This is a genomic window from Priestia sp. 53B2 (genome assembly GCF_056099005.1).
This window is the reverse complement of sequence record NZ_JBLZXA010000009.1, coordinates 340,132-360,506: the sequence shown is the minus strand read 5'-3', so window position 1 is coordinate 360,506 and position 20,375 is coordinate 340,132. Positions and strand designations below refer to the sequence as shown.

The 20,375-nt window shown below is 38.3% G+C and carries 20 protein-coding genes and 4 tRNA genes; 23 read left to right on the top strand and 1 reads right to left on the bottom strand.

Annotated features, from left to right (window positions below; all coding sequences use genetic code 11):
• Positions 1-63: 63 nt before the first annotated feature.
• The 6 genes from mnmE to ACN6NE_RS10975 all read left to right on the top strand — a co-directional run bounded on the left by mnmE (position 64) and on the right by ACN6NE_RS10975 (position 6,863).
• On the top strand, positions 64-1,452 hold the full coding sequence (gene mnmE / locus ACN6NE_RS11000; RefSeq protein WP_129705590.1) for a tRNA uridine-5-carboxymethylaminomethyl(34) synthesis GTPase MnmE: 1,389 nt from the start codon (positions 64-66) through the stop codon (positions 1,450-1,452).
• 22 nt (positions 1,453-1,474) lie between these two features.
• Positions 1,475-3,364 (top strand): tRNA uridine-5-carboxymethylaminomethyl(34) synthesis enzyme MnmG, encoded by a 1,890-nt coding sequence (gene mnmG / locus ACN6NE_RS10995; RefSeq protein WP_129705588.1) that lies wholly within the window; start codon positions 1,475-1,477, stop codon positions 3,362-3,364.
• Positions 3,365-3,394: 30 nt separating this feature from the next.
• Entirely contained in the window at positions 3,395-4,111 is a 717-nt protein-coding gene (gene rsmG, locus ACN6NE_RS10990) for a 16S rRNA (guanine(527)-N(7))-methyltransferase RsmG (RefSeq protein ID WP_129705586.1), read from the top strand.
• A gap of 135 nt (positions 4,112-4,246) precedes the next feature.
• Complete coding sequence (noc, locus tag ACN6NE_RS10985) at positions 4,247-5,122, top strand: nucleoid occlusion protein (protein WP_013059923.1); 876 nt, start codon at positions 4,247-4,249, stop codon at positions 5,120-5,122.
• Between the two features lie 117 nt (positions 5,123-5,239).
• Positions 5,240-6,022 carry a ParA family protein gene (locus ACN6NE_RS10980; RefSeq protein WP_028409764.1) on the top strand — a complete coding sequence of 261 codons (783 nt, stop codon included), beginning with the start codon at positions 5,240-5,242 and terminating at the stop codon, positions 6,020-6,022.
• Positions 5,994-6,863: a ParB/RepB/Spo0J family partition protein gene (locus ACN6NE_RS10975; protein WP_013059921.1), complete on the top strand. Its 870-nt coding sequence runs from the start codon at positions 5,994-5,996 to the stop codon at positions 6,861-6,863. Before ACN6NE_RS10980 ends, ACN6NE_RS10975 begins: the two co-directional genes overlap by 29 nt.
• Positions 6,864-6,895: 32 nt before the next feature.
• On the opposite strand, the gene yyaC is transcribed toward ACN6NE_RS10975, so the two are convergent.
• On the bottom strand, positions 6,896-7,516 hold the full coding sequence (gene yyaC, locus ACN6NE_RS10970; RefSeq protein ID WP_013059920.1) for a spore protease YyaC: 621 nt from the start codon (positions 7,514-7,516) through the stop codon (positions 6,896-6,898).
• A gap of 86 nt (positions 7,517-7,602) precedes the next feature.
• Here yyaC and ACN6NE_RS10965 point away from each other — a divergent pair, with 86 nt between their 5' ends.
• The 17 genes from ACN6NE_RS10965 to yycF all read left to right on the top strand — a co-directional run bounded on the left by ACN6NE_RS10965 (position 7,603) and on the right by yycF (position 20,371).
• Positions 7,603-8,616: a YkvI family membrane protein gene (locus ACN6NE_RS10965; protein WP_129705584.1), complete on the top strand. Its 1,014-nt coding sequence runs from the start codon at positions 7,603-7,605 to the stop codon at positions 8,614-8,616.
• Positions 8,617-8,683: 67 nt separating this feature from the next.
• On the top strand, positions 8,684-9,577 hold the full coding sequence (locus ACN6NE_RS10960; protein ID WP_057240096.1) for a mechanosensitive ion channel family protein: 894 nt from the start codon (positions 8,684-8,686) through the stop codon (positions 9,575-9,577).
• Positions 9,578-9,591: 14 nt separating this feature from the next.
• Complete coding sequence (locus tag ACN6NE_RS10955; RefSeq protein WP_013059917.1) at positions 9,592-9,789, top strand: DUF951 domain-containing protein; 198 nt, start codon at positions 9,592-9,594, stop codon at positions 9,787-9,789.
• Between the two features lie 170 nt (positions 9,790-9,959).
• Positions 9,960-11,060 (top strand): redox-regulated ATPase YchF, encoded by a 1,101-nt coding sequence (gene ychF / locus ACN6NE_RS10950; protein ID WP_013059916.1) that lies wholly within the window; start codon positions 9,960-9,962, stop codon positions 11,058-11,060.
• A 189-nt stretch (positions 11,061-11,249) separates the two neighbouring features.
• Entirely contained in the window at positions 11,250-11,537 is a 288-nt protein-coding gene (gene rpsF, locus ACN6NE_RS10945; protein WP_013059915.1) for a 30S ribosomal protein S6, read from the top strand.
• A 48-nt stretch (positions 11,538-11,585) separates the two neighbouring features.
• On the top strand, positions 11,586-12,086 hold the full coding sequence (ssb, locus tag ACN6NE_RS10940) for a single-stranded DNA-binding protein (protein WP_013059914.1): 501 nt from the start codon (positions 11,586-11,588) through the stop codon (positions 12,084-12,086).
• 66 nt (positions 12,087-12,152) lie between these two features.
• A complete protein-coding gene (gene rpsR / locus ACN6NE_RS10935; protein WP_013059913.1) occupies positions 12,153-12,392 on the top strand; it encodes a 30S ribosomal protein S18 in 240 nt (79 codons plus the stop codon).
• Positions 12,393-12,530: 138 nt separating this feature from the next.
• Positions 12,531-13,475, top strand: a complete 945-nt coding sequence (locus ACN6NE_RS10930) for a YybS family protein (RefSeq protein ID WP_129705582.1) — start codon at positions 12,531-12,533, stop codon at positions 13,473-13,475.
• A gap of 36 nt (positions 13,476-13,511) precedes the next feature.
• Entirely contained in the window at positions 13,512-15,485 is a 1,974-nt protein-coding gene (locus ACN6NE_RS10925; protein WP_025752414.1) for a DHH family phosphoesterase, read from the top strand.
• Positions 15,482-15,931 carry a 50S ribosomal protein L9 gene (gene rplI, locus ACN6NE_RS10920; RefSeq protein WP_013059910.1) on the top strand — a complete coding sequence of 150 codons (450 nt, stop codon included), beginning with the start codon at positions 15,482-15,484 and terminating at the stop codon, positions 15,929-15,931. Before ACN6NE_RS10925 ends, rplI begins: the two co-directional genes overlap by 4 nt.
• Positions 15,932-16,047: 116 nt before the next feature.
• Positions 16,048-17,412, top strand: a complete 1,365-nt coding sequence (dnaB, locus tag ACN6NE_RS10915) for a replicative DNA helicase (protein ID WP_013059909.1) — start codon at positions 16,048-16,050, stop codon at positions 17,410-17,412.
• 187 nt (positions 17,413-17,599) lie between these two features.
• On the top strand, positions 17,600-18,886 hold the full coding sequence (locus ACN6NE_RS10910; protein ID WP_129705580.1) for an adenylosuccinate synthase: 1,287 nt from the start codon (positions 17,600-17,602) through the stop codon (positions 18,884-18,886).
• 167 nt (positions 18,887-19,053) lie between these two features.
• A tRNA-Lys gene (locus ACN6NE_RS10905) sits at positions 19,054-19,126 on the top strand.
• Positions 19,127-19,141: 15 nt separating this feature from the next.
• Positions 19,142-19,213, top strand: a tRNA-Glu gene (locus ACN6NE_RS10900).
• A gap of 35 nt (positions 19,214-19,248) precedes the next feature.
• Positions 19,249-19,324: transfer RNA gene (locus ACN6NE_RS10895), tRNA-Asp, on the top strand.
• A gap of 4 nt (positions 19,325-19,328) precedes the next feature.
• Positions 19,329-19,401: transfer RNA gene (locus ACN6NE_RS10890), tRNA-Phe, on the top strand.
• A gap of 262 nt (positions 19,402-19,663) precedes the next feature.
• Positions 19,664-20,371, top strand: coding sequence for a response regulator YycF (gene yycF / locus ACN6NE_RS10885; protein ID WP_013085552.1), 708 nt, complete (start codon positions 19,664-19,666; stop codon positions 20,369-20,371).
• Positions 20,372-20,375 lie beyond the last annotated feature (4 nt).

Genomic DNA, 20,375 nt, shown 5'->3' with positions numbered 1-20,375 from the left:
ACGATGATAGTATATAACATCGTTTAAAATAAAAGGTTTATAAAATGAAATGAGGTGAAGTTGGTGCTAGATTTTGATACAATTGCAGCCATTTCTACACCAATGGGAGAAGGAGCTATTGCCATCGTCCGCCTGAGTGGTGAAGAAGCAATTACGATTGCAGATCGTATCTTTAAAAGCGTTTCGAACAAACGATTAACAGACGTAGCTTCTCATACCATTCACTACGGTCATATCGTAGATCCCAAGACAGAGCAAGTCGTTGAAGAAGTGATGCTTTCTATTATGAAAGGTCCCAAGACATTTACTAGAGAAGACATTATTGAAATTAACTGTCACGGAGGAATTGTATCCGTTAATCGTGTGCTGCAGTTAGTTATTGCAAATGGTGCCCGTTTAGCTGAGCCGGGTGAGTTTACAAAACGAGCATTTTTAAATGGTCGAGTAGACTTATCGCAAGCAGAAGCTGTAATGGATTTAATTCGTGCCAAAACAGATAAAGCGATGAATATGGCGATTGGCCAAATGGAAGGGCGTTTATCCAAGCTAGTACGTCATTTACGGCAGGAAATTCTCGAAACACTTGCCCATGTAGAAGTAAACATTGACTACCCAGAATATGACGATGTAGAGGAAATGACTCACCAAGTATTGATCGAAAAAGCTTCAAATGTACGCCAAGAAATTGATAAGCTTCTTCAAACCTCTCATCAAGGGAAAATTTTAAGAGAAGGATTGGCTACGGTTATTATTGGACGTCCTAATGTAGGGAAATCTTCTCTTCTAAATAGTTTAGTGCAAGATGCAAAGGCCATTGTCACAGACATTCCTGGAACGACGCGAGATGTAATCGAAGAGTACGTCAATGTGCGAGGAGTTCCTCTGCGATTAGTTGATACAGCTGGAATTCGTGAAACAGAAGATATTGTAGAACGAATTGGTGTGGAACGCTCCCGTCAGTATTTGAAAGAAGCAGATTTAATTTTGCTTGTGTTGAATTTTAATGAAGAACTAACGGACGAAGATAAAAAGCTATTTGAAGCTGTAAAAGGCATGGACGTTATCGTGATTGTGAATAAAACAGATCTTGAGCAAAAAATTAATCTAGAGGAAGTGCAGCAATTTGCTGGTGATCATCCAATAGTGACGACTTCGCTTCTTCAAGAACAAGGAGTAGATCAGCTTGAAGAAGCAATCGCAGCTCTTTTCTTTGGAGGAACAATTGAATCTCAAGATTTAACATATTTATCTAATACAAGACATATTGCGCTTTTAACGCAAGCAAGAGGAGCTATCGATGAGGCTATCACAGGCATTGAAAGTGGTATTCCAATCGATATTGTCCAGATTGATTTAACAAGAACGTGGGAACTATTAGGTGAAATTATTGGTGATGCTGTTCACGAAAGCTTAATTGATCAGTTGTTCTCTCAATTCTGTTTAGGAAAATAGATTATTAAAGGAGGCTACTATTATGCAATATGAAGGTGGACAATATGATGTTATTGTCATTGGAGCAGGCCATGCAGGTTGTGAAGCGGCACTTGCTTCTGCGCGTATGGGTGCTAAAACGTTAACGTTGACCATCAACTTAGACATGGTGGCGTTTATGCCCTGCAACCCTTCTGTAGGAGGTCCTGCAAAAGGTATTGTCGTACGTGAAATTGATGCTCTTGGCGGAGAAATGGGTAGAAATATCGATAAAACTCATATTCAAATGAGAATGTTAAACACAGGAAAAGGTCCGGCTGTTCGAGCGCTTAGAGCTCAAGCAGATAAATTTGCTTATCAGCATGAAATGAAAAAAACGTTAGAAAATGAAGAAAATCTAACGCTTATGCAAGGCATGGTAGAACAGTTAATCGTAGAAGACGGTGTATGTACGGGCGTTGTCACTCAAACGGGAGCTGTGTATAAAGCTAAAACAGTTGTTATTACGACAGGGACATTCTTACGCGGGGAAATTATTTTAGGTGAACTAAAATATTCAAGCGGTCCTAATAATCAACAACCGGCTATTAAGCTTTCTGAACACTTAGAGGAGTTAGGACTGGACATGGTCCGTTTTAAAACAGGAACTCCACCTCGTGTTAATAGCTCAACTATTGATTATAGCAAAACGGAGATTCAGCCTGGGGATGATGTGCCTCGTGCTTTCTCATACGAAACAACACAGTACATTACAGATCAACTGCCTTGCTGGTTAACATATACAAGTGAACAAACTCATCAAATTATTGATGACAACCTCCACTTATCTCCTATGTATTCTGGGATGATCAAAGGTACTGGACCACGCTACTGTCCATCTATTGAAGATAAGGTTGTGCGCTTTAATGATAAACCGCGCCACCAAATTTTCTTAGAGCCAGAAGGACGAAATACGCAAGAAGTATATGTTCAAGGACTATCAACAAGCCTTCCTGAGCACGTACAGCGTCAAATGCTTGCGACAATTCCTGGTCTTGAAAAAGTCCAAATGATGCGTGCGGGCTATGCTATTGAATATGATGCAATTGTTCCGACTCAGTTATGGCCAACGCTTGAAACGAAGAAAATTAAAAATCTTTATACGGCTGGACAAATTAACGGAACATCTGGTTATGAAGAAGCTGCAGGCCAAGGTCTTCTTGCTGGAATTAACGCGGGAAGAAGAGCGCTGGAACAAGAAGAAGTCATCTTAGGACGTTCTGATGCTTACATTGGTGTATTGGTGGATGATTTAGTAACAAAAGGAACAAATGAACCGTATCGTCTGCTAACGTCTCGTGCAGAATATCGTTTATTGCTTCGTCATGATAACGCTGATTTACGTCTCACTGAAATTGGTCGTGAACTAGGATTAATCAGCGATGAGCGCTATGCTAAATTTGAACAGAAGAAAGCGGAAATCGAGCAAGAGAAGAAACGTCTTTTCTCCTTTATTATTAAGCCGAATGAAGCTGTTCAACAACTGATTAAAGAAGCTGGTGGCAGCGAATTAAAAGATGGCATTCGTGCGACAGATTTACTTCGCCGCCCTGAAATGACATATACTCATATTCATCAATTAGCACCAGCTGATGAAACGGTAGATTCTGAAGTAGCTGAACAAGTAGAAATTCAGGTGAAATACGAAGGATATATTCAGAAATCACTTCAGCAAGTTGAACGCTTGAAGAAGTTAGAAAACAAAAAGATTCCTGATTATATCGATTATGATGCAATTAACGGTTTAGCTACAGAAGCACGTCAAAAATTAAACCAAGTGCGTCCACTAACGGTAGCGCAAGCTTCACGTATTTCTGGAGTCAACCCAGCTGATATTTCAATCTTGCTTGTTTATATTGAACAAGGGCGCATCGCCAAAGTATCAAATGATTAAAACTCTTAGGCGCGAAGAAAGGGAAACTCAATGAATATTCAACAGTTTCAACAGCTATTAGAGGAAAAGGGAATTTCTCTTTCTTCTAAACAGCTGAATCAATTTGAAAAGTATTATCAAGTTTTAGTGGAATGGAATGAAAAAATGAATTTAACTGCTATCACTGATCACGGTGAAGTGTATGAAAAGCATTTTTACGATTCTATTTCAGCTGCTTTTTTTCAAGACTTTACAGAAATTGAATCCATGTGTGATGTAGGTGCAGGAGCAGGATTTCCAAGTATTCCGATCAAAATTTGTTTCCCGCATTTGCATGTAACAATCGTTGATTCGTTACAAAAGCGTATTACGTTTTTAACGCATCTTGTAAATGAGCTTGAACTAGACAATGTCACACTATGTCATGATCGAGCTGAAACATTTGGTAAAAAAGAAACGAGTCGCGAGTCATTCGATCTTGTAACGGCAAGAGCCGTGGCACGTATCTCGGTTCTTAATGAATTTTGCTTACCGCTTGTTAAAGAACAAGGACGCTTTTTAGCAATGAAAGGTGCTTCTGCCCCTGAGGAATTAAAAAATGGAGAAAAATCATTCCAAGTATTAGGTGGAAAAGTAAAGTCGATTGAACATTTCCAATTGCCTTTGGAGCAAAGTGAACGTTACATTATTTTAATAGACAAAATAAAGAAAACGCCTAAAAAATATCCTAGAAAACCTGGTACCCCAGTTAAGCTTCCACTAGAGTAGGCATTAAATAGATAGAGAAGAGAATGTTTCATATGAAACATTTTCTTCTCTATATTTTCTGTTTAGAAAGCAGGATATGATTAAAAAACATCGAATTAGTTTAAGGCGGGATTTTCCTGAAGGTGGTGTGGGACTATGAAATCTGCTTTTTCACGTTTCTTTAATTTAAAAGAAAAAGATGAGGATATTCATGTAGAGATTGAAACTGTCCAAGATGAAAATGTCGAAAAAGTTTTAAGAGATGAAGTAAAACAAATTAGGGTTTCAAGTATTATTCCGAATCGTTATCAGCCGCGTACTGTGTTTAATGAAGCAAAAATTGAAGAGCTAGCTCTTACTATTCATACACACGGTATTATTCAACCTATTGTGGTTCGACCGACTGAGGGCGAAGAATACGAATTAATTGCTGGAGAACGCCGGTGGAGAGCTGTACAAAGCTTAGGATGGGATACGGTTCCTGCAATTGTGAAACATTTTAACGATACAGAAACGGCCTCTGTGGCTTTAATAGAAAACTTACAACGTGAAGAGCTAACGGCTGTCGAAGAAGCACTAGCCTACGCAAAGTTAATTGAGTTACATAATCTTACCCAAGAGGCATTAGCTCAACGTTTAGGAAAAGGCCAATCCACAATTGCAAACAAGCTTCGTTTGTTAAAGCTTCCTGTTGAAATACAAGAAGCAATCAAACAAAAATTGATTACAGAGCGACATGCAAGAGCGCTCATTCCCCTCAAAAATCAAGAAAAACAACTTCAAGTATTAGCTGAGATTATTGAAAAACAATTAAATGTAAAACAAACGGAAGATCGAGTAGTTAAATTGTTAGAAACGCAGGTTAAAAAGCCAAAAGCAAAAAGAAAAGCGTTTAGTAAAGATACGCGTATCGCAATGAATACAATTCGTCAATCCTTGACAATGGTTAGTGACAGCGGTATTTCATTAAACACGGAAGAAGAAGAGTTTGATGAATATTTTCAGTTTACTATTAAGATTCCGAAAAAATAAAGAAATAGCCCTCATCTTTTTTTGATGAGGCTTTTTTATCAAAGTTTTTCGTCAGAAAATTCAATGAACAATTAAACTGTCTGGACAAATGGGATGGAAATGAAAGTAGGTGACAACATGGGGAAAATTGTGGCAGTTGCGAATCAAAAAGGCGGAGTTGGAAAAACCACAACCGCTGTTAATTTAGGAGCTTGTTTAGCTGAACAAGGAAAAAAGGTTCTACTTGTAGACGGAGATCCCCAGGGTAACGCTACGAGTGGAGTTGGCATAGATAAAGCAGATGTAGATGAATGTATTTATAATGTAATCGTGGAAGATATGGAAGCCAAAAACGTTGTTCGTTCAACAGCCGTCGAAAATTTATCAATTATTCCCGCGACCATTCAATTAGCTGGTGCAGAAATTGAATTAGTGTCGACTATTTCACGTGAAGTTCGACTTAAGAGAGCTTTAGAAACGGTGAAAGATCACTTTGATTATGTTATTATTGATTGTCCCCCTTCTCTTGGTTTACTGACATTAAATGCGTTAACGGCAGCTGATTCTGTTTTAATACCTGTACAGTGTGAATATTATGCGCTTGAAGGGTTAAGTCAATTGCTAAATACCGTTAGATTAGTCCAAAAACATTTGAATAATCAACTGCGTATCGAAGGTGTATTGCTGACTATGCTTGACGCACGCACAAATTTAGGACTGCAGGTAACAGCAGAAGTGAAGAAGTACTTTCAGGATCGTGTTTATCAAACGATTATTCCTCGAAATGTTCGTTTGAGCGAAGCACCTAGTCATGGTGAACCAATTATCTTATATGATGCAAGATCTAGAGGGGCCGCAGTTTATACGGAACTTGCAAAGGAAGTGATTTATAATGGCGAAAGGATTAGGGAAAGGAATTAATGCCTTATTTTCAGGCTTAGATGCACAGGCTGATGATTCAATTCAGGAAGTTGCTATTCACGAACTCAGACCCAACCCCTATCAACCACGTAAAACGTTTAATAAAGAAGCAATTAATGAGTTAAAGCAATCCATTTTACATCATGGCATCTTACAGCCTATTGTAGCTCGCAAAAGCATTAAAGGCTATGAAATCTTAGCGGGTGAAAGACGATTTAGAGCTGCTAAAGAAGCCGACCTTGCTACTGTTCCTGTCATTATAAAAGACTTTTCAGAGAAGCAAATGATGGAACTAGCTTTGTTAGAGAATTTACAGCGTGAGGATTTGACGCCAATTGAAGAAGCAACCGCTTATCAATTGCTTATGGATAAGCTCGATATGACACAGGAGCAACTTGCTACACGACTGGGAAAAAGCCGACCTCATATTGCGAACTATGTTCGCCTCTTGCAACTGCCTGAGGAAATTCAAACCCTCATTTCTACTAATGAATTGTCTATGGGCCACGGGCGTACGCTAGTCGGTTTGAAAAATAAAGCTCTTCTACCTAAAGTCGTTGAAAAAATACGCAAGGAACAATTGAATGTCAGACAGCTAGAGGCTTATATTGCCCACTTAAATAAAGCCGTTCCACGTGAAACATCAAAAACTAAAAAAGATAAAGATTTATTTATAAAACAAAGTGAAACACAGCTTCGTGAGCGTTTTGGTACCTCCGTTCACATTACACAAAGCAAGAAAAAAGGAAAAATTGAAATCGAATTTTTCTCTAAAGAAGATTTAAACCGTCTTCTTGAATTATTTAACGATCTTTCTCAGACTAACAAATCTTCTGTATAAAAAAGGTTGTCCTAGTTTTAGGACAACCTTTTTTATTGTTTATAATGTCTTACAGGTTGGTAAACCGAAGAATTATTAAACTCTTTCTCTCGTTCGTTGTGCGCAGTCTCAATACTTTTCGCAATTAAATCGGCAATGCACATAACGAGGTGAAGCCTCGTATTTTGCAAGACGAAAAATTCCATAAATCCGCTCACGTTGACAACCCCTGTTATATGAATATCCCCGACTGGCGGCAATTCTTTATTAACTCCTGCTCCTGGTTTAACGGGTCCTATTCCAAGTGATGCAGAGCCTACGCTTTTCATACGACCTAAACAAGCATCAATTCCAATAATAAAAGGATTCGGGAAAAGCTTTTGAATATGTTTTAACGTTTCTTTCAAATTAACAGCATGAACAGGCTCTTCTAACGTTCCAAAAATGTGAAAAGATGAAACCTTTTTTTCATTCAGTTTCGTTCCGACTAATGGACCCAATGAGTCCCCAGTTGAACGGTCCGTTCCAATACATACAAAAACAATTGGTCTGTCTTTCTGTGCTGGAAGTAAAGATAGTAACTGTGTACTCAGCTTCTTTGTAGCAGATTCTTCATCATGAAATACGCGGGTTGAATGTTGTGTCTTCTCAAAGAAGGGAGATTTTAAATTCATAGGGTCCACTCCTTATACATAATAGTAACAGTATACGAAGATTTTGAAGATTCTATACATATATTTCATGGATTGGGGGAAAATCGATGTGGAGAGCAGGATGTAAATGGATATTCTTAATTATGGGAACCATGATAGGCGCCGGGTATGCTTCAGGGAGAGAGCTATGGCAGTTTTTTGGGGAAGAAAGCGGACTTGCTATTTTTCTATTTTCTATTATTTTTGCGATTTCTTGCAATGTGATTATGCAAATCAGCTATCGTTACCGAACCAATCAATTTTACCCAGTGCTAATTGAATTAATAGGAAAGAGATGGGCTGCAGCCTACGATGTTTTAATCGTTTTTTATTTGTTTACGACAACGGTGATTATGATCGCGGGCGGCGGGGCGACATTGGAAATGTGGCATGTTCCTTACTGGTGGGGAATTGGCGCTCTTAGTGCGTTTATCGTCTTTGTTTTTTCAAGAGGATTAAATGGGCTTCTTTCTATCAATTCTTTCGTTATGCCAATTTTAATGATTGGACTAGCTGGCGTACTTCTTACATTTGTTTTACGTCATCCTGGAGTAACTGATTGGCATCTTCAGCATAATTGGCCTGCTGCTTTTACCTTTACGGCTTTAAATATTCTTCCTCTTGTTGCGGTATTATCTACAATTGGAAAGGAAATTAAAAGCAAAAAAGAGATTTATATTGCAAGTGTTGGCAGTGGTTTTTTATTAGGGGGGCTCTCCTTTATTTATAATGAATCGCTTATTCAAGTTTCAGGCCTTCTTTCCTCTTATGAAATTCCATTATTCGCTATTCTTAAAGACTTTCCTTATACGATGCTGTTTTTAATGAGCATTGTTTTGCTCATTGCAATTTATACAACAGCCGTATCGGGAATCTTAGGACTGACCGCGCGTTTTCATACTGAAAAGGTGAAATCTCTTTGGAAATTGGCAGCCTGCTGGCTACTTTTAATGATTCCCTTTACAAAGTTAGGTTTTTCTACTTTGATTGCCGTTTTGTATCCAATGTATGGAATCGTCAATTTATTTTTAGTAACAGCCGTTCTATTATATCCATTTCGAAATCGCTACAAAAGTTCGTAGAAACTTGCTACAATAGATTAAAACTTTCTCGTACGTAGAGTATGTTACGATAGGAGCTACATGTAGTATGAATTCGTTGACGTCAGTTTTTAAGAACGTATTTGAGCCATTTTTTCAAGAAGAAACGTGGGCACATATTGGAGAAGGCTTCATAAAAATTCTGTTGATTCTGCTTATTTCCATGTTTTTAATTCGAATTGGAAAGCAAGCGTTAAATAAATTTGTAGAGGTTCGCACAAATAGCCCTCTGCGTATTTCTGAGCGACGAGAAGCTACGATGGTCCGTTTGCTTCAGAACGTTTTTTCTTATGCTATTTATTTCGTTGCGGGAGTTATGATTTTAGAAACATTATCAGTAGACGTTCGAGGATTGCTAGCGGGGGCTGGAATCGTAGGGCTCGCGGTAGGGTTTGGTGCTCAAAACTTAGTGAAAGACATCATCACGGGATTTTTTATTATCTTTGAAGATCAGTTTTCCGTTGGCGATTATGTTCGAGTAGGAACATTTGAGGGAACTGTAGAAGAAATTGGTCTGCGAACAACAAAGATTAAGAGTTGGACAGGCGAGATTAATATCTTGCCCAATGGCAGTATTGTGGAGGTCACTAATTTTTCGTTACATAACAGCGTAGCTTTCGTTGATGTAAGCATTTCTTATGAAGAAAACATACAAAAAGCAGAACAAGTGATTTTAGAGCTCTTAGAAGAATTGCCAAGCCGCTATGAAGATATGGTTAAAACGCCTGAATTGCTGGGGGTTCAAAATATCCATGCAACTGAAGTCACAATGAGGATTACAAGCGAAGTAAAACCAATGAGACATTTCCATATTTCTCGTATGATTCGTAAAGAAGTGCGTACAAGGCTAAATGAACATGGCATTGAAGTTCCATTTCCTCGTATGGTTATGTATAATCGTACAGAAGAAGCACAGCATTCGTCGACGTTGAAAGGGAAATAAGGAGGAGAGAGCTGATGACGGAAAAAGAATTTGGTTTAAATGACGTTGTGGAAATGAAAAAACCTCATCCTTGCGGTACAAATGAATGGAAAATCATTCGAATGGGAATGGATATCCGTATCAAATGTGAAGGCTGCGGCCACAGCGTAATGATTCCAAGACGTGATTTTGCACGTAAAATGAAAAAAATTCTTGTAAAGCATGAGGAATAACCTCATGCATTTTCTATGTTTATGCCTTATACTGTAAGGTGGGACAAAATGAGGTACCTGAACGCCATGCGGTTAAAGGTTCTTTATCAAACTTGTATTTCAAAAGTTGACTCACTATAATTGTGACAGGTTAACTTGTTTCGGATATATAAAGAGGAGTGAATAAATATATGGCTTTAACAGCTGGAATTGTTGGTCTTCCTAACGTTGGAAAATCAACATTATTTAATGCAATTACACAAGCGGGCGCAGAATCTGCGAACTATCCTTTCTGTACGATTGATCCTAACGTAGGTATTGTAGAAGTACCTGATCATCGTCTTCAAAAACTTACAGAGCTTGTAAAACCTAAAAAAACAATTCCAACAGCATTTGAATTCACAGATATCGCTGGAATCGTAAAGGGTGCTAGTAAAGGTGAAGGACTGGGAAATAAATTCTTATCTCATATTCGAGAAGTAGATGCAATTTGTCACGTTGTGCGTTGTTTTGAAGATGAAAACATCACGCACGTTTCAGGAAAAGTAGATCCTATTTCAGATATTGAAACAATTAATTTAGAGTTGATTTTAGCAGATTTAGAAACGGTAGAGAAGCGTATTGGCCGTGTTCAAAAAATGGCTAAACAAAAAGATAAAGAAGCAATGTATGAATACGAAATTCTAGAGAAACTAAAGAATGCATTTGAAAGTGATCAGCCAGCTCGTGCTGTATCATTTACAGAAGAACAAATGAAACTAGTAAAACAATTTCATTTGCTAACAATCAAACCTATTCTTTATGTAGCAAACGTTTCTGAAGATGAAGTAGCCGATGCATCTGCTAACGAATATGTAGCAAAAGTGCGCGAGTATGCGGCAAGTGAAGGTGCAGAAGTGATTGTTGTTTGCGCACGCATTGAATCTGAAATTGCTGAGCTTGAAGGAGAAGAAAAAGCAATGTTCCTTGAAGAACTAGGCATTGAACAGTCAGGTCTAGATCAGCTTGTACGTGCAGCGTACGACTTACTTGGATTAGCTACGTACTTTACAGCTGGTGAGCAAGAAGTACGCGCATGGACGTTTACACAAGGTATGAAAGCTCCTGAGTGTGCAGGTATTATTCATACAGATTTTGAACGCGGATTTATTCGCGCAGAAACGGTGTCATATGAGGATTTATTAGCTGCCAAAACAATGGGAGCAGCTCGTGAAGCTGGAAAAGTACGTTTAGAAGGAAAAGAATACATCGTAAAAGACGGAGACGTTATGCATTTCCGCTTTAACGTATAAGATTAAAAGCCGAAAGAAGATATCTTCTTTCGGCTTTTGTCGTTGGCGAAAATATTAGCATATATTTACGAAACAGCCCGCAATGCGTATTGCTTTGCCTATGGTAGTGTGCTATAATTTTAATTCGTGAGTAATATTTTATTGCTCCTTGCCCGTTTCGGGCCGTTAGACCAAAAGGAGGTGACAGTGATGAGAAAGTATGAAGTAATGTACATCATCCGTCCAAGCATTGATGACGAAGCAAAGAAAGCATTAGTTGAGCGCTTTAACGGCGTATTAACTGATAATGGTGCTGAAATCGCAAATGTTAAAGAATGGGGTAAACGTCGTTTAGCATACGAAATCAATGATTTCCGTGACGGTTACTACATGATTCTTGACGTGGCGGCTACTTCAGAAGCAGTTTCTGAATTTGATCGTCTTGCGAAAATCAACGAAGACATTATCCGTCATATCGTTGTTAAACAAGAAGCATAATTAAACGTTTAAATAAATTGGGTTTTATTTCCTTAAGGAGTGGTTCTGATGATGAATCGCGTAATTCTCGTAGGACGCTTAACCAAAGATCCTGAATTACGTTATACCCCGAGTGGAGCAGCGGTTGCAACATTCACTTTAGCGGTAAACCGCACATTTACAAATCAGCAAGGTGAACGTGAAGCTGACTTCATCAACTGTGTTGTATGGCGTCGTCAGGCTGAAAATGCAGCCAATTTCCTTAAAAAAGGAAGTTTAGCTGGTGTTGATGGTCGACTACAATCTCGCAGTTACGAAGGACAAGACGGTCGTCGCGTATACGTAACGGAAGTTGTAGCGGAAAGTGTGCAATTTTTAGAGCCGAAAAGTGGCGGTGGGGATACGCAACGCAGTAACTTTGCTAACACTGGAGGATCTGGACAAGGCTCTCCATTTGGAGATAATCAGAACCGTAACTCAGGTAATCAAGGTTATACTCGCGTTGATGATGATCCATTTGCAAATAATGGCGAGACAATTGACATTTCAGATGACGATTTACCGTTTTAATTCGCAGTAGATTATCCGGAGTATAAAATTTTATAGAAACTTTTAAGCGGAAGGAGGCGTATCAAAATGGCAGGTGGACGTAAAGGTGGACGCAACAGACGTCGTAAAGTTTGTTTCTTCACAGCAAACGGCATCACTCACATCGATTACAAAGATGTAGATATGCTTAAAAAATTCGTTTCAGAGCGTGGTAAAATTTTACCTCGTCGTGTAACTGGAACAAGCGCTAAATACCAACGTAAATTAACGATCGCTATCAAACGCGCTCGTCAAATGGCATTATTACCATATGTTTCTGGTGAATAATGAACGGTATAAAAAGAGGCAGTAAGGATTCCCTTACTGCCTCTTTTTACATTACATAGGTGCTCTTTTGCCAAATAGTTGCTTCTTATGAATTGAATCGATAAAATAAATAATAGTCTATATCAACGAGGTGAAGTTGTGAAAGGAATTCGATATATTACAGAAGGAGCAGCTCTTTTAGCGCTGTTTGTGGCGCTGTTGCTTTTTTCACTATACATACCTGTTGTGGGAACCATTTTTCAACTAGCGCTAGCTGTTCCATTTATTGTGTATACCGTTCGTCATGGATGGAAAAAGGCAACATTATTTTTAGTAGTAGGGTTGTTATTGACTTTGTTATTTGGAAATGTGTTGACTCTTCCTTTTACATTTGTATTTGGTATTGGTGGATTAGCAATAGGAATGCTTTACCGACAAAAACAAAAAAGGTATACCATTTTACTAGGCGGCACGGTTGCATTTAGTTTAGGTTTACTTTTATTGTTCGTAGGAGCAAATATCGTTTTTAATGTTAATCTAATGGAGCAAATAAATAATGCTTTAGATCAATCGATTAATCAAAGTATTGAAATGATGAAAAGTTTAGGACAAGACGTTAAGGAATCTCAAATTGACCAAATGAGAGATGCATTTGATATGTTTAAAAATCTGTTGCCTCTATTAATTGTTATGGGCGGAGTTATTCTGGCCTTTTTCTCTCAGCTTATTGCTACGCCTATTCTTAAAAGAACAGGTTATGAGGTGCAAGCATTCCCGCCTTTTCGTGAATTTAAACTTCCTAAAAGTATTCTATGGTATTATTTGATTGCATTAATTTTATCCTTCCCATCTTTTAATATTGAACAAGGTACATTTATGTACGTAGCTATTATCAACATCGTGATGGGACTGCAAATGCTAGTAGTGTTACAAGGGATCTCTTTTATTTTCTATTTCTCACATCAAAAAGGGTATGCCAAAGCAATTCCAATTGTTGTAACAATTTTAGCATTAATTATTCCGATTATCCTTCAAATTGTGCGCATCTTAGGTATAATTGATTTAGGATTTAATTTAAGAAAACAATTAGACACAAAAAAGTAGATATTGTGGAACTTAAAAAAGTAGGAGCTGAAATGGATGCCTGTCTTTACAAAAAAGAACGTCATTCGCTATCCATTTTACTCATTGTATAGTATAGCTCTGATTTTAGTAGGTATCGTGACCTATCATAATTGGATCATAGGAATGATAGGCTTTATATTACTATTAGCCTGTCTTTTTCTATACATGAGAATGGAGCGAATGCTGTCCGATGAGTTTGAAACCTATATTTCAATGCTGTCTCATCGGCTGAAAAAAGTAGGCGAAGAGGCATTAATGGAAATGCCGATTGGGATTATGCTGTTTAATGATGAATATCAAATTGAATGGACCAATCCTTTTCTAGCATCTTGTCTCGGTGAAGACACACTAGTGGGAAGATCATTATACGATGTAGCCGAAAGTATTATTCCACTGATCAAACAAGAAGTGGAAACAGAAGTTGTCACGTTGCATGATCGGAAATTTAAAGTGGTGATTAAACGAGACGAGCGCTTACTGTACTTCTTTGATATTACAGAGCAAATAGAAATCGAAAAATTGTATGAAGAAGAACGAACAAGTTTAGGTATTATCTTTTTAGATAATTATGATGAACTAACGCAAGGAATGGATGATCAAGTTAAAAGTAACTTGAATAGCCAAGTAACCTCTATGTTAAATAGTTGGGCTCAAGAATACGGTATTTTTATTAAACGTACGTCTTCCGAGAAATTTATTGCGATTATGAATGAACAAATCTTAATTCATTTAGAGCGAAGCAAATTTTCTATCTTAGACCAAGTTCGAGAAGAGACGTCTAAACAAAATATACCGCTTACATTGAGCATTGGTATCGGAGCTGGTGCTGCTGATTTACCTGAGCTGGGTGCTTTAGCTCAATCTAGTTTGGATTTGGCCTTAGGTCGAGGTGGAGATCAAGTAGCGATTAAACAGCCGAATGGAAAAGTAAAATTCTTTGGGGGCAAGACAAACCCAATGGAAAAACGGACGCGCGTGCGTGCAAGAGTTATTTCTCACGCGTTAAAAGAGCTCATTACAGAAAGTGGAAAAGTGATTATCATGGGTCATAAGTATCCGGATATGGATGCTGTAGGAGCTGCTATTGGGATATTAAAAGTAGCGCAAGTCAATCAGAAAGACGGTTTTATCGTATTAGATCCTGATCATATTGATACAGGTGTTCAGCGAATGCTAGAAGAGATTAAAAAGAAAGAAGGCTTGTGGGAACGATTTATTACGCCTGAAGAAGCCTTAAATCTTGTTAGTGATGATACTCTTTTAGTAGTAGTAGATACGCATAAGCCGTCGCTCGTTATTGAAGAAAGGTTATTAAATCGTATTGAAAATGTCGTGGTCATTGATCATCATAGACGAGGAGAAGACTTTATCGAAGATCCTCTTCTTGTCTATATGGAGCCATATGCTTCCTCGACAGCAGAACTCGTTACTGAGCTTCTTGAATACCAGCCAAAACGATTTAAAATTGATATGCTAGAAGCAACAGCACTTTTAGCCGGTATTATTGTCGATACAAAAAGCTTTACATTACGCACGGGATCTCGTACGTTTGATGCAGCGTCCTTTTTACGTTCTCAAGGCGCAGATACGGTTCTTGTTCAAAAGTTTTTAAAAGAAGATATCACGCAATATGTACAGCGAGCACGCTTTATTGAACATGCAGAGATTTATACAGCAGGTATTGCCATTTCACGAGCTGAACCAAACAAAATGTATGATCAAGTGTTAATTGCGCAGGCTGCAGATACGCTGCTTTCAATCAGCGGAGTGGTTGCTTCGTTTGTTATTTCTAAGCGACGGGATAATCTAATTGGCATTAGTGCTAGATCGCTTGGAGATATCAATGTACAAGTTATTATGGAAAGTCTCCAAGGCGGAGGCCATTTAACGAATGCTGCTACTCAGCTTCAAGACATTAGTTTGGATGAAGCTGAAGAACGGCTTAAACAAGCAATTGATGAGTACTTAGATGGAGGTAAAAAATCATGAAAGTAATTTTCTTAAAAGATGTAAAAGGAAAAGGCAAAAAAGGTGAAGTGAAAAATGTTTCAGACGGTTATGCACATAACTTCTTGTTAAAAAATGGTTATGCTGTTGAAGCTACAGGCGGTAATGTGAAAGTATTAGAAGCACAAAAAAATAGAGAGCAAAAAGATGCAGCTGCAGAACTTCAAGCAAACAAAGAGTTAAAAGCAACTCTTGAAGAACTAACAGTTGAATTAACAGCAAAATCTGGTGAAGGCGGCCGTTTATTCGGTTCTATCACAAGCAAACAAATTGCTGAAGAATTAAAGAAAAAGCACAAAATTAAAGTAGATAAGCGTAAAATTGAATTAAATGATGCAATTCGCGCATTAGGCTACACAAATGTACCGGTTAAATTACATCCGGAAGTAACGGCTACGGTAAAGGTACACGTGACTGAACAAAAATAAACGTAAGATTGAGAAATAAGTAAATAATATAAAGGGTTGGCGCGGACTTGTATTTGTTCGCGCCAACATTTATGATGAAAGAAAATACTGAAAGAATATAAGAGGGGCATAGAAATATGAGTGATCTTTTTGCTGATCGTCTTCCGCCTCAGAATATTGAAGCAGAGCAAGCGCTATTAGGGGCCATTTTCTTAGAGCCTTCTTCTTTAACCTTAGCATCTGAACTGCTAATACCTGAAGATTTTTACCGGGCATCGCACCAGAAAATCTTTACATGTATGCTGAAACTTTCTGACCAAGGTGAACCGGTTGATTTGGTAACGGTAACGTCTGAATTAGCTGACCAAAAAATCCTAGAAGAAGTTGGCGGCGTATCGTATTTAAGTGATTTAGCTAACTCTGTTCCAACGGCTGCAAACGTAGAGTATTACGGTAAAATCGTAGAAGAAAAGTCGATTTTACGCCGTTTAATTCGTACTGCAACGCATATTGCTTCAGAAGGATATGCAAGGGAAGACGAAGTGGAAGTTTTATTAAATGAAGCGGAAAAAAACATTTTAGAAGTAGCACAGCGTAAAAACAGCGGTGTGTTTCAAAATATCAAAGATGTACTTGTACAAACGTACGATGATATCGAAGTTCTTCACAATCGAAAAGGTGACATTACAGGTATCCCAACTGGGTTTAGTGATTTAGATAGAATGACGGCAGGGTTCCAGCGAAATGATTTAATCATTGTAGCGGCTCGACCATCTGTAGGTAAAACGGCTTTTGCCTTAAATATTGCGCAAAACGTTGCAACGAAAACGGATGAGAACGTAGCCATCTTCAGTTTAGAGATGGGTGCTCAGCAGCTTGTTATGAGGATGCTGTGTGCGGAAGGAAATATTGATGCACAAAGGCTGCGTACAGGTTCGCTTACAGCTGATGACTGGGGAAAGCTCACTATGGCAATGGGATCTTTGTCCAATGCAGGGATTTATATTGATGATACACCGGGTATTCGTGTAGGTGAAATTCGTTCTAAGTGTCGTCGCTTGAAACAAGAAGGCGGGCTTGGGATGATTTTAATTGACTACTTACAGCTCATTCAAGGAAATGGACGAAGCGGAGAAAACCGACAGCAGGAAGTATCTGAAATTTCTCGTGCGTTAAAAGCTTTAGCTCGTGAATTAGAAGTTCCTGTTATCGCCTTATCACAGCTTTCCCGTGGAGTAGAGCAAAGACAAGATAAGCGGCCAATGATGTCTGATATCCGTGAATCCGGAAGTATTGAGCAGGATGCCGATATTGTAGCTTTCTTATATCGTGAAGACTATTACGAAAAAGATACAGAAAATCAAAATATTATCGAGATTATTATAGCCAAGCAGCGTAACGGTCCAGTTGGAACCGTACAGCTTGCCTTTGTAAAAGAGTACAATAAATTCGTTAATCTCGAGCGGCGCTTTGATGACGCAGGAGTGCCGCCTGGTGCATAAAACCTCTCAGTATGAGAGGTTTTATTTTATTGTTATCGCATTCGTTCCGCAAAATACGATATATTTGCAATAACTTTTGTTAAATCGTTCGGATTTAATTGACTTTAGCGTGATAAATTGATACACTTATCCATGGTTAAATTATGTCGTAGTGAGCTGTTGCTTACTAAGCGGAGGTGCTTAAGATATGTCTTCAGTCGTTGTAGTAGGAACACAATGGGGAGATGAAGGAAAAGGGAAGATTACAGACTTCCTATCAGAAAATGCAGAAGTGATTGCACGTTACCAAGGTGGGAACAATGCAGGTCACACAATTAAGTTTAATGGTGAAACTTATAAGTTACATTTAATTCCTTCAGGTATTTTTTATAATGACAAAACATGTGTAATTGGAAACGGTATGGTTGTCGATCCAAAAGCGCTTGTTCAAGAATTAAAATACTTACATGATCGCGGTGTAACAACAGAAAACTTACGTATTAGTAACCGAGCTCATGTGATTCTTCCATATCATTTAAAATTAGATGAAGTTGAAGAAGAACGCAAAGGTGAAAATAAGATTGGTACAACGAAAAAAGGTATTGGACCAGCTTATATGGATAAAGCAGCACGTGTTGGTATTCGAATTGCCGATTTACTAGACCGTGAAGTATTTGAAGCAAAATTAACACAAAACTTAGCTGAAAAGAACCGCCTTCTTGAAAAAATGTATGAAGTAGAAGGCTTTACATTAGAAGAAATTTTAGATGAGTACTATGAGTATGGTCAACAAGTTGCAAAATATGTTGTTGATACATCAGTAGTATTAAATGATGCGTTAGACGAAGGACGTCGTGTACTATTTGAAGGCGCACAAGGTGTTATGTTAGATATCGACCAAGGAACATATCCATTTGTTACATCTTCAAACCCAGTAGCGGGTGGAGTAACAATTGGCTCTGGTGTAGGTCCATCTAAAATCAAACATGTTGTAGGTGTATCAAAAGCGTATACAACTCGTGTTGGTGACGGTCCTTTCCCAACTGAATTAACAAACGAAATCGGTGATCAAATCCGTGAAGTAGGACGTGAATATGGTACAACAACTGGTCGTCCTCGCCGTGTAGGTTGGTTCGACAGTGTAGTTGTACGTCATGCTCGTCGCGTTAGTGGAATCACAGATTTATCTTTAAACTCAATTGATGTATTAACGGGAATTGAGACATTAAAGATTTGTGTAGCTTACCGTTATAAAGGGGAAATCATGGAAGAATTCCCTGCTAGCTTAAAAACACTTGCAAAATGCGAACCTGTATATGAAGAGCTTCCAGGTTGGACAGAAGATATTACGGGTGTGAAAACATTAGATGAGTTACCTGATAACGCTCGCCACTACTTAGAGCGCGTGTCTCAATTAACAGGTATTCCTTTATCTATTTTCTCTGTAGGTCCAGATCGTACACAAACAAATGTATTACGTGGTGTATATAGCTAAATAAAAAAGGTTAGCTCCTCGTGAGCTAACCTTTTTTATTTATAATTGGTGCTTTGTTAACAAGATTTTTTAAAAAAGCTCAATAATAAAAAGAAAGTTTTAAAAAACTATTGCATTCATATGAAATATCATGTTATTATAATAAGCGTCGCTAAGAGATATAACATGAGCCATTAGCTCAGTTGGTAGAGCATCTGACTTTTAATCAGAGGGTCGAAGGTTCGAGTCCTTCATGGCTCACTTTTGTTACAACGTGGCCCGTTGGTCAAGCGGTTAAGACACCGCCCTTTCACGGCGGTAACACGGGTTCGAATCCCGTACGGGTCATTTTTAATATTTTTAATACATAGCATATAGACTGAGGTCCCGTGGTGTAGCGGTTAACATGCCTGCCTGTCACGCAGGAGATCGCGGGTTCGATTCCCGTCGGGACCGCCATTTTGGCTCGGTAGCTCAGTTGGTAGAGCAAAGGACTGAAAATCCTTGTGTCGGCGGTTCGATTCCGTCCCGAGCCATCAAAAAGCATGACTTTATTTAAAGTCATGCTTTTTTCTTTTATTTACATTTAAAAGAAAACGTTATTTGCTTTGTATCTCTTTTGTGGTAATATATTACTTTTGTATTTAGAGATGGTTGAAAATCATATATCTTCATGTATAGTAGAGGATGAACTTGTGACGTTTCAAGGGTTATCAAGTATAATAAAACTACGGTATTCAAACAGTATGAATACTATCTTTTATATTTTGCTTCAACTAATAAAGGAGAACGATGATCATGGATAAACGTATTTTAGTCGTAGATGACGAAAAGCCGATTGCAGATATTTTAAAGTTCAATTTGCAAAAAGAAGGTTACGAAGTATTTTGTGCTTATGATGGCGTAGAAGCACTTGAAAAAGTGGAAGAAGTACAGCCTGAAATGATTTTATTAGATATTATGCTTCCTCAAAAAGATGGAATGGAAGTTTGCCGAGAAGTGCGCAAAAAATATGATATGCCAATTATCATGTTAACAGCAAAAGATTCTGAAATTGACAAAGTTTTAGGTCTAGAATTAGGTGCAGATGATTATGTAACTAAGCCGTTCAGTACGCGTGAATTATTAGCACGTGTAAAAGCTAATTTACGTAGACATCAGCAAGTAGCTGTTCCAACAGAAGAAAGCGAAACGAATGAAATTACGATTGGAGCACTTGTTATTCACCCAGATGCTTATATCGTGTCTAAGCGCGGGGAAACGATTGAACTGACTCACCGTGAATTTGAGCTGCTGCATTATTTAGCGAAGCACATTGGACAAGTCATGACGCGTGAACACTTGCTTCAAACAGTATGGGGTTATGACTACTTTGGTGATGTGCGTACGGTAGATGTAACAGTTCGAAGATTACGTGAAAAAATTGAAGATAATCCAAGCCATCCAATGTGGATTGTAACAAGACGTGGAGTAGGCTATTATTTACGCAGCCCAGAGCAGGAGTAATTTT

Bases quoted from the DNA above. Each gene is read 5' to 3' on its own strand.
- rpsR (WP_013059913.1), top strand. From the start codon at position 12,153: ATGGCAGGTGGACGTAAAGGTGGACGCAACAGACGTCGTAAAGTTTGT.
- ACN6NE_RS10910 (WP_129705580.1), top strand. From the start codon at position 17,600: ATGTCTTCAGTCGTTGTAGTAGGAACACAATGGGGAGATGAAGGAAAA.
- ACN6NE_RS10960 (WP_057240096.1), top strand. From the start codon at position 8,684: ATGAATTCGTTGACGTCAGTTTTTAAGAACGTATTTGAGCCATTTTTT.
- ACN6NE_RS10975 (WP_013059921.1), top strand. From the start codon at position 5,994: ATGGCGAAAGGATTAGGGAAAGGAATTAATGCCTTATTTTCAGGCTTA.
- noc (WP_013059923.1), top strand. From the start codon at position 4,247: ATGAAATCTGCTTTTTCACGTTTCTTTAATTTAAAAGAAAAAGATGAG.
- ychF (WP_013059916.1), top strand. From the start codon at position 9,960: ATGGCTTTAACAGCTGGAATTGTTGGTCTTCCTAACGTTGGAAAATCA.
- yyaC (WP_013059920.1), bottom strand. From the start codon at position 7,516: ATGAATTTAAAATCTCCCTTCTTTGAGAAGACACAACATTCAACCCGC.
- ssb (WP_013059914.1), top strand. From the start codon at position 11,586: ATGATGAATCGCGTAATTCTCGTAGGACGCTTAACCAAAGATCCTGAA.
- mnmG (WP_129705588.1), top strand. From the start codon at position 1,475: ATGCAATATGAAGGTGGACAATATGATGTTATTGTCATTGGAGCAGGC.
- rplI (WP_013059910.1), top strand. From the start codon at position 15,482: ATGAAAGTAATTTTCTTAAAAGATGTAAAAGGAAAAGGCAAAAAAGGT.
- rsmG (WP_129705586.1), top strand. From the start codon at position 3,395: ATGAATATTCAACAGTTTCAACAGCTATTAGAGGAAAAGGGAATTTCT.
- rpsF (WP_013059915.1), top strand. From the start codon at position 11,250: ATGAGAAAGTATGAAGTAATGTACATCATCCGTCCAAGCATTGATGAC.
- ACN6NE_RS10980 (WP_028409764.1), top strand. From the start codon at position 5,240: ATGGGGAAAATTGTGGCAGTTGCGAATCAAAAAGGCGGAGTTGGAAAA.
- ACN6NE_RS10955 (WP_013059917.1), top strand. From the start codon at position 9,592: ATGACGGAAAAAGAATTTGGTTTAAATGACGTTGTGGAAATGAAAAAA.
- ACN6NE_RS10925 (WP_025752414.1), top strand. From the start codon at position 13,512: ATGCCTGTCTTTACAAAAAAGAACGTCATTCGCTATCCATTTTACTCA.
- dnaB (WP_013059909.1), top strand. From the start codon at position 16,048: ATGAGTGATCTTTTTGCTGATCGTCTTCCGCCTCAGAATATTGAAGCA.
- yycF (WP_013085552.1), top strand. From the start codon at position 19,664: ATGGATAAACGTATTTTAGTCGTAGATGACGAAAAGCCGATTGCAGAT.
- ACN6NE_RS10965 (WP_129705584.1), top strand. From the start codon at position 7,603: ATGTGGAGAGCAGGATGTAAATGGATATTCTTAATTATGGGAACCATG.